We start from the raw sequence: 14,244 nt of genomic DNA on the forward strand, positions 1-14,244 counted from the left end.
CACCCTATTTAAAATGAGGATAATATTCAATGATATTAAAAAACTACACACTTATCGCTTTTGCCTCGCTTTTACTACTCTTGAGCGGTTGTTCAAAAAATATAGAAGAGTACAACAAACCTGCAATGTATTGGTATTCCAAGATAATTGAGCAAGTTTCTAGCGGAGATTTGGAGAGTGCTGATAACTATTACAGTTCACTTCAAGGAGAGCATATCGGTTCGCCGCTTCTGCCAGAAGCAACAATGATACTTGCAATCGCACATATGCAGCAAGAAGAGTATCTGCTTAGTGAGCACTTTTTAGATGAGTATACTAAAAGGTATGCAACACCAAACGAGAAAGAAGATGCTGAGTTTTTAAAAATAAAAGCAAAATACAAAGCACTTCCAAATCCAAGACGTGATCAAGTATTGATAGATGAAGCGATAGCACAGGGCGAACTTTTTAAACTTACATATCCAGAGTCTATGTATTTAGAAGTTGTTGACACCATGCTTACACGCCTTTATCTTGCGCAATTTGTTTTAAATGAAGAGATCTCAGACCTATATGAGAGACTAGATAAACCAAAAGCTGCTACTTATTATAGAGGAGTAAATCCTCAGTCGTGGATAGTTTTAGATGATATAGATAGAGCAAATGCACCTTGGTACCGCTCTTGGTTTGAAGGGGATGGAACTTCAAGCTGGTACGCTTTTATGATACCAGATACAAAAAGTGTTGTTTCAAGAAACTCTATATCTGAAGAAGATGTAGCAGAAACAGTTGAGCCAGAGGCAGAAAAAGTAGAAACAAATGTAGAACCAAAAGTTGAATCGATAGAAAAAGATAGTTCTAGTTGGTACGATATGTTTAATCCATTCTCTAGCAATGAAGTAGAACCAAAAATTGAAGTTAAAGAAGAAGATGGTTCTAGTTGGTATGATTTTCTTAATCCATTTTCATACAATAGCGATTTAAAAAAGGAAACAATAAGCCATGAAGCTTAGTGATTATAGTAATTTCCCTGCAGACATACCCGTTATAGCAGAAGATGAAATTTTCTTATACCCATTTATGATAGCACCACTTTTTTTAAGTGATGAGAGCAATATAAAAGCAGCTACAAAAGCCATAGAAGAGGGCTCTTTAGTGATAGTATGCCCAACAAAGCCTTCGCATGAGGGAGAGAGAAATTTTGAATCTCTTTATGATGCTGGTGTTGTTGGCTCTATCATGCGTAAAGTAGCTCTGCCAGATGGAAGAGTTAAAGTGCTTTTTCAAGGTCTTGCTCGTGCAAAAACTTTTGGTAAAATAGATGAAAATCCTCTAACAGCGCATGTTGACGTCATAAAATCTGAGAGTGTAAATGCTCTAAAGATTGATGCGATACTTGAGATTTTACGTGAAAAAGTTAGAAAACTTGCAGCTGTAAGTAACTACTTTCCTCCAGATTTATTAAGAACAATAGAAGAAAATCATGATTATAACCGCATAATTGATTTGATTTGCAGCACTGTAAAGTTAAAAAAAGAGCAAGCATATACGCTTTTTGTAGAGACAAATACAGAAAAAAGATTTTTAGACTTGATAGAGCATATAATTGATGAGATAGAAGCAAACAAACTTCAAAAAGAGATTCGCTCAAAAGTTCATACACATATAGAAAAAGTCAATAAAGAGTACTTTTTAAAAGAGCAGTTAAAGCAGATTCAAAAAGAGCTTGGAAGTGATACTTCAAGAGATGAAGAGCTAGAAGAGTATAGAAAAAAACTTGAAGCAAAAAAAGATAAGATGAGTGCTGAAGCGTATAAAGAGGTACATAAGCAGATAGAGAGATTTTCTCGTATGCATCCAGACTCATCAGATGCTTCTATGACACAGACATATCTCGACTGGGCGCTTGAGGTTCCTTTTGGAGAAGAGAGCAAGAAAAAGCTAAAGATTAGTGAAGTTGAAGCTCAACTTGACAAAGATCACTTCTCGCTTGAGAAACCAAAAGCGAGAATTGCAGAGTTTTTTGCAGTTAAAGAGCTTATGGAGCTAAGAGGGATAAAGAGTGGAGCAGGAGCGATTATCTGCTTTAGCGGACCTCCTGGTGTTGGTAAAACATCACTTGCAAACTCTATTGCAGAGGCGCTAAAGAGACCATTGGTTAGGATAGCTCTTGGTGGGCTAGAAGATGTAAATGAACTTCGTGGACACAGAAGAACGTATGTTGGAGCAATGCCTGGGAGAATTGTTCAAGGACTTATCGATGCCAAAAAGATGAATCCTGTTGTTGTTTTAGATGAGATAGATAAAGTTGCAAAAACTGGAAGAGGAGACCCTACCGCGGCTCTTTTAGAAGTACTTGATCCTGAACAAAACAGTGAATTTAGAGATTATTATCTCAACTTTAACATTGATTTATCTAAAGTTATTTTTATAGCAACAGCAAATGATATAGGAAATATTCCCGCACCACTTCGTGATAGAATGGAATTTATAGCAATCAGCTCGTATACTCCTCAAGAAAAGTTAGAGATAGCTTCACGTTATCTTTTACCACAAGAGCTAAAAAAACATGGACTTAAAAAGTCAGAGGTAACTATATCAAAGGCAGCTATCAAAGAGTTGATTCATAGCTACACGAGAGAAGCTGGTGTTAGAAATCTTCGTCGTCGTATTGCCAATATGACGAGAAAAGTTGCCCGTGAGATATTAGAACATCCAGAGATAACAAAAGTATCTTTGAGTGTAAAAAATCTTAAAGATTATTTTGATAAGACTGTATTTGAGATTGAAAAAACATCAAAAATACCAGTTCTAGGTGTTGTAAACGGTCTTGCATGGACCGCTGTTGGCGGAGATGTTCTAAAGATAGAGAGCATCCGTATAAAGGGTAAAGGTACCATGCAACTAACTGGAAGCCTTGGCGAGGTTATGAAAGAGTCAGCTATCATTGCTTACAGCGTAGTAAAGACTTTGATAGATACTAAAAAACTCAAAATTGATGATATAAACATACCGCTTACCCCTAAAGAGATAGAAGATAAGATAAAAATTGATTCAAGTGAAGTTTACAAGCGGTATGACTTACACATACACGTTCCAGATGGTGCAACTCCAAAAGATGGCCCAAGTGCTGGAATTGCTCTAGTTAGCGCCATTTCGTCTATATTAAGTGGCAGAAAAGTTCGCTCAGAAGTTGCTATGACGGGAGAGGTATCGCTTAGTGGTGATGTGCTTCCTATCGGTGGATTAAGAGAAAAACTTATTGCAGCGCATAAGGCAGAGATGAGTAAGGTTCTAATTCCTATAAAAAATTATGAGAGAGATTTAGAAGATATTCCGAGTGAAGTTAGAGAGTCTTTAGAGATAGTTGGAGTTAGTAGAATTGAAGAGGTTCTTAGTCACATTCTAGTTTAAACTAGAAGTGACTCCATTCTCTCAGCAAGTTCATTGCTTCTAATAGGCTTCATTAAAAAACTATTTGCTCCTAGCTCTAATGCCTCTGTTTTTTTAGTCTCATCAGTTGTAAGTACTATTATTGGGATTTGTTCTATATTTTCATCTGACCTAACTACTCTTAGAACTTCTAGCCCATTCATAATTGGCATAATAATATCTAAAAGCACTAGACTGATGTCGTTTCTTGATTTAATAAAAGCAACAGCATCTGCCCCATTTTTAGCCTCTAAAACCTCTTTAATATCTGGATTTTTCATTAACATCGATTTTAGAAGCTTGAGGTTTATCAAATCATCATCAACGGCTAATATTACTAGTTCTTTTGACATCTATTTTCCTTTTTAAACGTATTTTTTAAACAGAGATTTTAGCAGGTCTCTATTTACAACATTATTGATTATTTCATCAACATATTCTATATGCTCTTGATTATTCTTTACAATAGAATCATCAACTAGTACAACGTGAGATTCAAGTTTATTTGAATCACCTAGTTTTCTAATACTTGCAGCTATTTGTGAAACATCCAAATCACTATATTCTTTATCAAATAGAACAACTTTATAAGAGTAGTTACTAATTAGCTCTTTAAAATCAATCAAAGATGAAGCAACTTCATACGTTAAATCACCCATAGACTCAATAACTTTTGTATAAAGTTTTGTCTCAAAAGTGCTTTTCTTAGCAATAAGAATATCTGCTCTGTATTCTGTACTAAGCGTATGATGCTGTGCAGACTCATCAATCTTTTCTATTAGAGTTTCTTGTAATACAGTGACTTTAGGGCTCTGTATCGGCTCTTTTGTTAACTGATCAGCTTCAACTATAAAATCAGCTAAGAACATATTTAAAACAGAGATTATTTCTGTTCTTACAAGAGGTTTTGTTGTATATTCGTCTAATCCCGCAGATAAGAATTTCTCTCTATCGCCTTTTAGCGCATTTGCTGTAAGCGCAATGATAGGAATATGTGCTTGAGAATAATCCTCTTCCCATTCTAAAATCTCAGTAGTAGCTTCCACACCATCAAGGAATGGCATCTGAATATCCATAAATATTAGGTCAAATTTCCCATCTTTTCTTTTCTGAAAAGCATCAAGACCGTTATTTGCAATCGTTACATTAAGACCTAAATCCTCTAGTGTTCTTTGAATGAGTTTCTGATTTATTATATTGTCTTCTGCAACTAGTACATCGGCTACAAATTTTGATTTATTTAAATCAAATTTTTTGCGAGATGGTTTTTTGATAACCTGTATTGAACTGTTTGAGAGAATATAGTTCTCAAGCATCTGTTTGATTTTTGATGCGTGAATTGGTTCATATAGAATTTTAAAAATATCTAATCCTAGAGAATCTACTCTTTTCATTAGATTTGATTTGGTTAGAACAACTAGCTCTTGCGGCAATTTTGATAATTCTCGCAGTGTATCTTCATCAACATAATCATAGTCTACAAAAAGAAGATTGTAATTATTCTCTTTTGATAGAAGCTCTACTTTGCTTATCTCTTTAAATGTTGTATATCCAACACCATAATAGTCAAGGTACTCTCTTAGATATTTATCTTGCTTTTTAATTTTTATAGAGTCACTCAAGATAAGTGCTTTTAAAGTGTTAAAATTATCTTGAGAAGTTTCGTTTAAGGTCTCTACCTCTTCAAAATCAAGCGTAAAGAAGAATGTTGTGCCTTCTCCTACTTTGCTCTCTAAATCAAGTTGTCCACCCATAAGTTCAACAAAGTTACTTGAGATTGTAAGACCAAGCCCTGTTCCTCCATACTTACGAGTAATAGAAGTGTCTGCTTGAGAGAAAGCTTCAAAAATTTTAGATTTTTGTTCACTTGTTACACCGATACCGCTATCTTGAATCTCAAATTTAACTCTTGTTTTTCCAATCTCATTAGATTTTACTTTTCTGATATTTACATTGATAGAACCAGCATTATTTGTAAATTTTACAGCATTTGAAAGAAGGTTAATAATAACCTCTTTTAATTTAGTAGGGTCACCTTTTAGTGGGAACTCAAGACTAGGGTCTATGAAACATCCAAGGTTGATATGTTTTTCACTTGCACGAACTGCATAAACTTCAACAGCACTTTCAAACTCTACGATAGGATTAAATGCTATATGTTCGATTTCAAGTTTATTGCTCTCGATTTTAGAGAGGTCAAGAATATTATTGATAATTTCAAGAAGATTTTCAGAACTTTTTTCAATAATATCAACAAATTCACTCTGCTCCTCTTGAAGTCCTGAGTCTTTAAGAAGCTCAGTAAATCCAACGATACCATTTAGCGGAGTTCTAATCTCATGTGACATATTTGCCAAGAACATAGATTTTGCTTCACTTGCCTCTTGTGCTGAGATTTTATCTCTTTTTGTCTGCTCAATAATATCTTCTAAGAGCTCATAAGCAAGGTCGGTACCTTGCGCTGTATGAAGATTTATTTTTCTATCTTTAGAATCATAATCTCCAGCAACTTTTTCAAGTACGTTTTCAAGATTTTTGATATTTTTTGCAATTTCATTTGATAAGATATATCCTAAAACAGCAAGTATAATAGCTATAAACCAAACTGTAAAAGTGATAACAAGAATTTGGAGAGATTCCTCTTGTACCTTTTGAGCTCTAGTGTTCATAGCATTTAATAGCAACTCTTCTGCTTGAGAAATAGTATTTATCTTCTCAGAGAGCATTGTAAACCATACACCAGAGGTAATATCATACTCTCCACTATCAGCAACAGAGATAATAGCTGTTCTTTCGCTGTTAATCTCTTCAAAAAGTTCTAAACTGTCATCATTTTTAAGGAGAGCATCTAAGCTGCTAATAAGACCTTTGTTTTGGATACCTTCATAATTTATTGCATCAGCTTTACCAATAAGAGAAATCCACTCATTTAAGTCATCGCTTGTAAGTTCTGTTGAGCGTGATATAATATATGCCATATATCCCCTCTCGATACCAGAAGCTTCTTTAGCATTAACCATTGATATATAGAGTGAATATAGTTCGTTTATCTCTTTATCTATTTGATTTTCTGTAATTTGTTGAAGTTGCTTGATGAAGTTTACTTGAGCTTTTCCATATACATCCATAAACATCTCTTCAAACTCTATGCTATGAGCATCAACAAGAGGTCTGACTGATTTTATTTTTGCTATTGCTGCGATTACGTTATCAACATTACTACACGCAAGACATGTTGATTTGTCACTATCGCTTGTATGCGTATGAAGTCTTTTGTTACTTTGCGCATATTGGAGGTAACCATCAACTTTTTCATCAACAACTTTTCGTTGTTCAATAAGAGATTTAAGAATATTTTCTGTTTTATTTCCAAGGTACATGGCACTCATACCACGTTCACGGGCAATATTACTAATTACCTCGTTGAGATGCTTATTTTGATCCAGCCTCTCTTTAAGTTGCTCTGCAGCATTAAATCCAAGAAATGAGTTATACACATAGTAACTTGTCATTGCAAAGAGGACAACGATTGGGAGAAGACTTATGAGTCTTAATCTATTTTTTAATCCAAATTGCATTATTTACCCTCTGTTTTTGAGATAAGATTAAGTACTAAGGTTATATTTTTTACGCTTTTGCTGATTTCATTAATATTTGTTGCACCAATAATCTCATTTAAGTATAAATCAAAATCATGAATTCTCATATTTTCACTCATACCTTTTAGTTTTCTTGCGCCATTTTTACACTCAGCTAAATTGCTTTTTTCTAAAGATTCGTTTATAGCTACAGAAATTTCTTTGGCTTCTGTGAGATAGTCACTAAAGAGCTCATTGAAGCTATCTATATCTAGTCCTATATCGTGGGCTATTTTATTTTTATCATAATGTAAAATTACTTTTAATGGCTCTTCTTCGACTTCAGAATCATCATCAACGTCCAAAGAGATGTTTTGTTCTACAAAAGTATCATCTGCTAGTTCAGGAATTTCTATGAAATCTGGAACATCTGAGTCTAAAATCTCAATATGATTTTTTGTTTGTGGCTCATCTTTAAAAGATATAACAAAATCATCTTCAGGCTCTTCTTGTTTGATGGGAAGAGCTATTGGTTCAACTTTTTGAGTACCATTTTTAGATAATTTATTTATTATGTTATAAAATCTATCAATATTTTTTTGTATCTCATACTCATCATGAGATGAGTTTACAACTGTTAATGAATCGAGTGCATCTTCTATTCTAAGGTTTGCCGCAACACCTTTTAGTTTGTGAGATTGGATTTTTAGATTATCCATATTGCCTTGTGCTAAAGAGTTGTACAAATCACTTTTAAAACTGTTTGCTTGTGCTATAAAATCTTGGATGAATTCTTCTACCAAATCTATTGGTAAGCCAAGCTCCTCTGACGCTATATGTGGATCGTAAGAGTAGTTTGAAAATTTAGAATCACTATCTTCAGTATCGTCATGCATTACTTGAGCTAATGGAGTTGTAACTTTTTCTTTTACGATGATTTCTGGTTTAACGTCTATATCAGATTTTGAAACTAAATCTTCTATCTCAATTTTTAGCTCATTTGGTTTTTTTACAGGAGCATAGCTTGTCTCATCCATACTCTCTTCGTAAGGATCTTTGATAATATTTGGATTTAAGTTCGTATAACTTGTTTCTTCTTTTGGTTTACTTGAACTATTAATGATGTTTTGTTGGCTTGTTTCGGCAATAGATGAGCTAATAATGCGCTCTTCTTGTGAATGAGATAAAGATTTTAAATTTACCAACTCAACTACAAAAGCTTTTTGTGTAGGGCTCTCAAGAAGATACATGGTATTAATTTGTATAGTTGTTGAGTAGTTCTTACCTTTTATTTTAATAATTGCTTTTGAATCAGTTGCGCCATCATTACAAGTAACATAATCAATCCAGTGAACATGTTTGAAATTATGAATAAAACCAGGAGACTTGACAAAGAGATCAGCAAAATCAGTTGCTTCCTCTAGCAAGTCTGCGATACTTGATAGTGAGAGAATTTTTAAATCAGCTTCATCTATTCCTAGGAACTCTTTTTTATGGTTGTAAATTAACATAGAAACCCTTTGCTATTAATTGTTTGTGTTTTGATTTTCATTCTCTTGAATATTTTTTCTTGGTGAAGGTTTGCTAACTGAGATATAACCAGTTATATGTTCTTGCTTGTCAAAAATAGGAGCAATTTCAATGTCAACCCAGTAGTAACTACCATCTTTACGCATATTTTTTATCATACCGTTATATACTTGACCGCTTTTTAGAGTATCCCACATTTTCTCATATGTAGATGCGTGAACATCAGGATGTTTTGTTATATTTATATTGCTTTTTATTAGCTCTTCAATACTATATCCAGATACCTCACAAAATTTTCTATTTACAAAAGTTATATTCCCATTTAGGTCTGTTTGGCTTATCGCCACCTTGCCTTCAAATATATACTCTTCATCTCTTGGTATAACTTTGCTCATAAAAACCTCTGTGTAATATAGTTAAAAATTATAGACTCGGCTAAATATATCATTAATAGTTTAAAAAAAAACTTATATATAAATATTTTTTATGATATTTGCATCTTTTAAGTTTAAAATAGAGCTTATTTCTTCTACGGTGGCTTCTTTGATAGCATCAAATGTTGTAAAGTGGTTTAAGAGTTTTATAATTTTTGCTTGAGAAATACCTTTTAGTGTGAGCAGTTTGCTCTCTTGATCAATTTTTAGTTTTGTTTTTTTATGAAAATTTATAGCGCATCTGTGAGCTTCATCTCTTAACTTTTGAACAAAATGGAGTCTTTTATCGCTATCAAGTAGCTTGAAACTACTATCCTTTGAGTACATAATGTCTTTTGCTTTACCTTTTGCACGATGTGCTTTAGCATCAACTTTCTCTTTTGCAATAGCAATCACATCTAAGGCTATACCGCTTGATTCTAAGATAGACAAGGCTAGATTTAGTAGTGTGCTTCCTCCATCTAAAATCCATAAATCAGGAGGAGGGTTTTTTAGAAAACTTTCAACTCGTCTAAGGAGCATTTCTCTCATTTGGGCGTACTCATCTCTTGCTTCTAGGCGGTATATACGATAGCTTTTTTTATCAAACTTATCATTCTCGTAAACAGCCATTGCTCCAACACAAGCAACCCCAGATATATGAGAGTTATCAAAAACCTCTACTCGAGAAGGAACTCTTTGTAGAGAAAAAAGCTCTTTTATCTCATTTAAAATTCCACTCTGCTTTTCTTGAGTCTCTTTTTTAAGAAGTTCTGTGGCGTTTAGTAGTGCCAAATCTACAAGCTGTTTTCTCTTACCTGTTTTTGGAACTTTTATATCTGCTTTTTTCTCAAAAACAGTGCTTAAAAACTCCTCTATACTTTCTTTGCCCTCAAACTCAGAAGCTACTAAAATAGGCGCAACAATAGGTGGTTTACCATGAGCATAAAATCCCATAATAGCTCTTTGATAAAGCTCATCTTCATCATATCCCTCATGAAGCTGTATATAGTCATGAGATGAGGATATTATCTTTCCTTCTCTCATAAAAATCCTAACAATAACGGCTCTGCTTTGAGAGTTTTTGATGACAAAAATATCATAGTTCTCACTACTTGCAAAATCTATCTCGCTTTTAATCTCTGAACGGCTTATCCTCTCGCATCTATCACGAAGCGCAGTTGCCTCTTCAAATCTTAAGTTCTCAGCGTAAAAAAACATCTTATCTTGTAGTTTTTTAATCAATGTTTTTTTGTTTAAAATCAGCTCTTTTGCTAATTCCAGCTCTTTGTTATAATCTTCTTCACTTACAGGCAGTTCACATGGGCCTAAACATCTATTTATTTGGTAGTAAAGACATAGTTTTTTTGAGCTTAAAGAGCCTTTTTTTTGTACAAGTGCACAGAGCTCATAAATAGAGTCTAAAATATCACGCGCTCCCACTGAAAAAGGACCATAGTACTTAATATCTGATGATTTGATTATTTTTCTTGTTATCTCAAATCTAGGATATTTTTGTGAGTTGTCTATGTAAATATATGGATATGTTTTATCATCACGTAGCAAAATATTGTACTTTGGCATAAACTGTTTTATAAGAGAATTTTCTAAAATAAGTGCGTCATGTTCAGAGTTTACAACTATATATTCAAGTGTATGAGCTTGAGATATCATCTTTGCAATTCTGATAGAGAGGTTTGAATTTGGCTTAAATTCTGGAGAAAAGTTAAAGTAGCTCTTTACCCTTTTTGCTAAACTTTTTGCTTTTCCAATGTAGAGAAGATGTCCATCTTTGTCAAAATATTGATAGACCCCAGCAGAATCTGGAAGGCCCTTTATTCTATCTTTAAGACTCACGACTTCTTATCTCTTTGATGATTTTTTGAATCTCTTTAGCCAGTGAGTTGAGTTTTTCATCTTTTATGTCTATGTCAAAATTGCCATTTGAACGCTCTTTGTATGTTTGAGGTACGTCTTTTAATTCTTCTTTTAAACCCTTTGGAGTATGAGTGACGAAAGCTTTAATGTCATCAAAAAGGTTATCATCGCACTCCTTGCACTCAGTGGGCATATAAAACTTTAAAGCACTTTTAATGCTTTGTATATTATTATCAAACTCTTGTTTCCCAACTGGGTGATTAAATACAAAAAACAGTGTTCTGTTTTTGATGTAAGCGAAGTTAATCATTTTTTGTATAGGCGGAGTAAGCATAGATTGGACTATTTTTATACATTTATAATAAATTAGTTTAGAGAATTGAGGTCTGCTTTGAATAGAATTTATAATTTGACTAGCGTTTTTCATCTGGTAATTATAGCAATGTTTTTATTAAGTTTGAATGGATGTGGCTACAAGGCTGATCCATACTATTTAGAGAGTGCACCAAATGGTGATGATAATGTTAAATTCATTATAAAGCAGCCACGTAGCGACAATAATGAAAGTGATGCTATAAAAAAATGAAGTATGATGTAGTAATTGTTGGTGCTGGAGTAGCTGGGCTTTATGCTGCAATGCACATTCCAAAGAGTAAAAAAGTTCTCCTTATCAATAAAAGAGAAACTTTTAAATGCAATAGTTTTTATGCTCAAGGCGGTATTGCTTTAGCAATAGATGCTGAGGATATTCCTCTGCATATACAAGACACACTTGATGCTGGAGCTGGTCTTTGCAATGAAGAGGCTGTAAAGGTTTTAAGTGAGAGTTCACGTGTAATTATTGATGATTTGATAGCGCGTGGATTTGAATTTGATAAAGATAAAGATGGAAATCTTCTCTATACAAAAGAAGCCGCGCACTCTAAAGAGCGTATTTTGCATGCTGGAGGAGATGCTACAGGGCGACATATGCACTACTTCTTACTACAGCAAAATCCACATCCAATGCTTACTGATGCAAGAGTAGTAGATTTGCTTATAAAAGATGGTGAGTGTTATGGAGTTACCGTACTTGATCACAGAGAGAGCAGAAATATATACGCAGACAATGTAATCATTGCTAGTGGCGGTGTTGGTTCGCTTTATGAGTTTCATACCAACGCACCTTGTATTAGTGCTGATATGCAGGGGCTTTGCGTTATCAAAGGGATTGAACTCTCAGATATGGAGATGATGCAATTTCATCCAACTGTCTTTGTTAAGAGTGACTCCGCTCAAAAACTGCTTTTAACAGAAGCCCTAAGAGGTGAGGGTGCTACTGTTGAAGATGAAAAAGGGAGAAGATTTCTTTTTGATTATGATGAGAGAGGAGAACTTGCTTCTAGGGATATTGTTAGTAAGGCAATATATGATTACAATAAAAAAACAAAGATGCAGACATACCTCTCATTTAAAAACTTTGACCATGTCTATTTTACAAAACGATTTCCAAACCTATACAAAAGTCTTCAGCTCTTAGGGTATGACGTTCCTAAGCAGAGAGTGCCTATATCACCAGCCTTTCATTACGCGATAGGTGGTATTAAAACAGATGTTAATGGTGCAGTACCAAGCGTAAAATCACTTTATGCAATTGGTGAAGTCGCTTCAACAAAGGTTCATGGCGCAAATAGACTTGCTTCAAATTCTCTTTTAGAGGGACTTGTTTTTGGCAAAAGAGCGGTAGAGCATCTGCTAAAGATAAAAAGCACTAAAGAAGAGTTGCTTTTTGATGTGAGCGATGAAATTATGAGTTTAAAAGAAGATAAAGATAAAAAAAATCTTCTACGCCGTATTATGTGGGAGAACGTTTCTATTGTAAGAACAAAAAATGGTCTCAATAGCGCTTTGCATCAAATCAATGCTCTTTTAAATGAAAAAATTGGTAGACTTCTAAAATTTCGGCTACTAACAGCAAGAGAGATTGTTCTTGGGGCATTAGCTAGAGATGAGTCAATTGGGGTACATTTTATACAAAAGGATGATAATGATTAAGCTCTTGATTATTATGTTGGGTGTTAGTTTTGCATTTGCAAGTTCAGGGGAAGCTAGTAGTGAGCTTCCAGATTTGACGTTCACGTGGGTTGGTTTTGCCTCTCTTATTATATTTGTAATTGGTTACTATTTTGTTGCCGCAGAAGAGAAGTATCATATTGACAAAGCAAAACCAGCGCTCTTTACTGGTACGTTTTTGTTTATATTGGTAGCTGGTTACTATGCTGTAAATGGAATGGATATGAACCTTGTTCATACACAAGTTGAACATATTATCTTGGAGATTGCAGAAATTTTCTTCTTCTTGTTCGTTGCTATGACATATATAGAGTCTATGATTCATATGGGTGTTTTTGATAGTTTAAAATATAAGCTTGTATCAAAGGGCTATAGCTATAAAAAACTATTTTGGGCTACAGGATTTTTAGCGTTTTTTCTATCTCCAGTTGCAGACAACTTAACAACAGCTCTTATTCTCTCAACAGTTCTTATAACGATAGAGAGAAATAAAGCATCATTCTTGGTTCCAGGGGCTATAAATATAGTTGTTGCAGCAAACGCAGGTGGTGCTTGGAGTCCATTTGGAGATATTACAACCCTTATGGCATGGGCAGCAGGAAAGGCAAACTTTATTGACTTCTTGTTTCTTTTCCCAGCTTCAATCATAGGTTATATTGTAACAGCTTATCTGCTTAGTAGATTTGTACCAGATGAAGTTCCATTCTTTGATGTATCAACTGAGAAAAAACCTGAAATGATGAAGGGTGCTGAGGTTGTTATGGGTCTTGGTGTATTCACTATCTTGTGTGCAGTTTTATCGCATCAAATACTTCATCTTCCAGCTATGTGGGGTATGCTTTTTGGTCTATCTCTTCTTAAGCTATATGCTTACAGACTTAAAAAAATTCACAACTCTCACTTCAATATTTTTCACTCTATTGCAAAGATTGAAAATAATACGCTTCTTTTCTTCTTTGGAATTTTAGCGGCAGTTGGTGCTCTTTACTTTGTTGGATGGCTAGCTCTTGCTGCAGTTGTTTATGACCCCTCAGTTCTTGGTCCAACTTGGTCAAATATCGGAGTTGGTTTCCTCTCAGCCATTGTAGATAACGTTCCTGTTATGTCTGCAATTTTAAAAGCGAACCCAGATATGGGAATGGACCAGTGGCTTTTAGTCACTCTGACTGCTGGAATTGGCGGCTCACTAATCTCTTTTGGTTCTGCTGCTGGCGTAGGTGTTATGGGTAAACTACCTGGAATATATACATTTGGCTCACATATGAAGTACTCATGGACTATTCTTGTAGGATATATAGTTTCTGTATCTATCTGGTATGTTCAGTTTGAGATAATGGGCATATATTAAACATTAAACAAACTTATTGTATCCTTTTGACATC

10 protein-coding genes are annotated in these 14,244 nt (G+C 34.3%); 4 read left to right on the forward strand and 6 right to left on the reverse strand.

Annotated elements, in window-relative coordinates; all coding sequences use genetic code 11:
- Positions 1 to 29: 29 nt before the first annotated feature.
- Positions 30 to 992: an outer membrane protein assembly factor BamD gene (gene bamD, locus AC6H33_RS01925; protein WP_497605292.1), complete on the forward strand. Its 963-nt coding sequence runs from the start codon at positions 30 to 32 to the stop codon at positions 990 to 992.
- On the forward strand, positions 982 to 3,393 hold the full coding sequence (gene lon / locus AC6H33_RS01930; RefSeq protein ID WP_497605293.1) for an endopeptidase La: 2,412 nt from the start codon (positions 982 to 984) through the stop codon (positions 3,391 to 3,393). Before bamD ends, lon begins: the two co-directional genes overlap by 11 nt.
- Here lon and AC6H33_RS01935 read toward each other — a convergent pair.
- The 6 genes from AC6H33_RS01935 to AC6H33_RS01960 form a co-directional block, all read right to left on the reverse strand.
- Positions 3,390 to 3,764 carry a response regulator gene (locus AC6H33_RS01935; protein WP_497605294.1) on the reverse strand — a complete coding sequence of 125 codons (375 nt, stop codon included), beginning with the start codon at positions 3,762 to 3,764 and terminating at the stop codon, positions 3,390 to 3,392. The genes lon and AC6H33_RS01935 overlap by 4 nt on opposite strands.
- Positions 3,765 to 3,776: 12 nt before the next feature.
- Positions 3,777 to 6,989 (reverse strand): ATP-binding protein, encoded by a 3,213-nt coding sequence (locus AC6H33_RS01940; protein WP_497605295.1) that lies wholly within the window; start codon positions 6,987 to 6,989, stop codon positions 3,777 to 3,779.
- Entirely contained in the window at positions 6,989 to 8,500 is a 1,512-nt protein-coding gene (locus tag AC6H33_RS01945; RefSeq protein ID WP_497605296.1) for an Hpt domain-containing protein, read from the reverse strand. Before AC6H33_RS01945 ends, AC6H33_RS01940 begins: the two co-directional genes overlap by 1 nt.
- A 15-nt stretch (positions 8,501 to 8,515) precedes the next feature.
- On the reverse strand, positions 8,516 to 8,914 hold the full coding sequence (locus AC6H33_RS01950) for a PAS domain-containing protein (protein ID WP_497605297.1): 399 nt from the start codon (positions 8,912 to 8,914) through the stop codon (positions 8,516 to 8,518).
- A gap of 72 nt (positions 8,915 to 8,986) precedes the next feature.
- On the reverse strand, positions 8,987 to 10,789 hold the full coding sequence (gene uvrC / locus AC6H33_RS01955) for an excinuclease ABC subunit UvrC (protein WP_497605298.1): 1,803 nt from the start codon (positions 10,787 to 10,789) through the stop codon (positions 8,987 to 8,989).
- The gene (locus AC6H33_RS01960; protein ID WP_497605299.1) at positions 10,779 to 11,144 is read right to left on the reverse strand and encodes a hypothetical protein; all 366 of its coding nucleotides are present in this window, start codon (positions 11,142 to 11,144) and stop codon (positions 10,779 to 10,781) included. Before AC6H33_RS01960 ends, uvrC begins: the two co-directional genes overlap by 11 nt.
- Positions 11,145 to 11,392: 248 nt before the next feature.
- Here AC6H33_RS01960 and nadB point away from each other — a divergent pair, with 248 nt between their 5' ends.
- A complete protein-coding gene (nadB, locus tag AC6H33_RS01965; protein WP_497605300.1) occupies positions 11,393 to 12,844 on the forward strand; it encodes an L-aspartate oxidase in 1,452 nt (483 codons plus the stop codon).
- Positions 12,837 to 14,210, forward strand: a complete 1,374-nt coding sequence (gene nhaD, locus AC6H33_RS01970) for a sodium:proton antiporter NhaD (RefSeq protein WP_497605301.1) — start codon at positions 12,837 to 12,839, stop codon at positions 14,208 to 14,210. The genes nadB and nhaD overlap by 8 nt, the downstream gene beginning before the upstream one ends.
- Positions 14,211 to 14,244: the final 34 nt, after the last annotated feature.

The sequence above is a fragment of the Sulfurimonas limnophila genome, from assembly GCF_059705345.1.

What these genes read in the sequence shown, in the direction of transcription:
- bamD (WP_497605292.1), top strand. Translation starts at nt 30, where the DNA reads ATGATATTAAAAAACTACACACTTATCGCTTTTGCCTCGCTTTTACTA.
- lon (WP_497605293.1), top strand. Translation starts at nt 982, where the DNA reads ATGAAGCTTAGTGATTATAGTAATTTCCCTGCAGACATACCCGTTATA.
- AC6H33_RS01935 (WP_497605294.1), bottom strand. Translation starts at nt 3,764, where the DNA reads ATGTCAAAAGAACTAGTAATATTAGCCGTTGATGATGATTTGATAAAC.
- AC6H33_RS01940 (WP_497605295.1), bottom strand. Translation starts at nt 6,989, where the DNA reads ATGCAATTTGGATTAAAAAATAGATTAAGACTCATAAGTCTTCTCCCA.
- AC6H33_RS01945 (WP_497605296.1), bottom strand. Translation starts at nt 8,500, where the DNA reads ATGTTAATTTACAACCATAAAAAAGAGTTCCTAGGAATAGATGAAGCT.
- AC6H33_RS01950 (WP_497605297.1), bottom strand. Translation starts at nt 8,914, where the DNA reads ATGAGCAAAGTTATACCAAGAGATGAAGAGTATATATTTGAAGGCAAG.
- AC6H33_RS01960 (WP_497605299.1), bottom strand. Translation starts at nt 11,144, where the DNA reads ATGCTTACTCCGCCTATACAAAAAATGATTAACTTCGCTTACATCAAA.
- nadB (WP_497605300.1), top strand. Translation starts at nt 11,393, where the DNA reads ATGAAGTATGATGTAGTAATTGTTGGTGCTGGAGTAGCTGGGCTTTAT.
- nhaD (WP_497605301.1), top strand. Translation starts at nt 12,837, where the DNA reads ATGATTAAGCTCTTGATTATTATGTTGGGTGTTAGTTTTGCATTTGCA.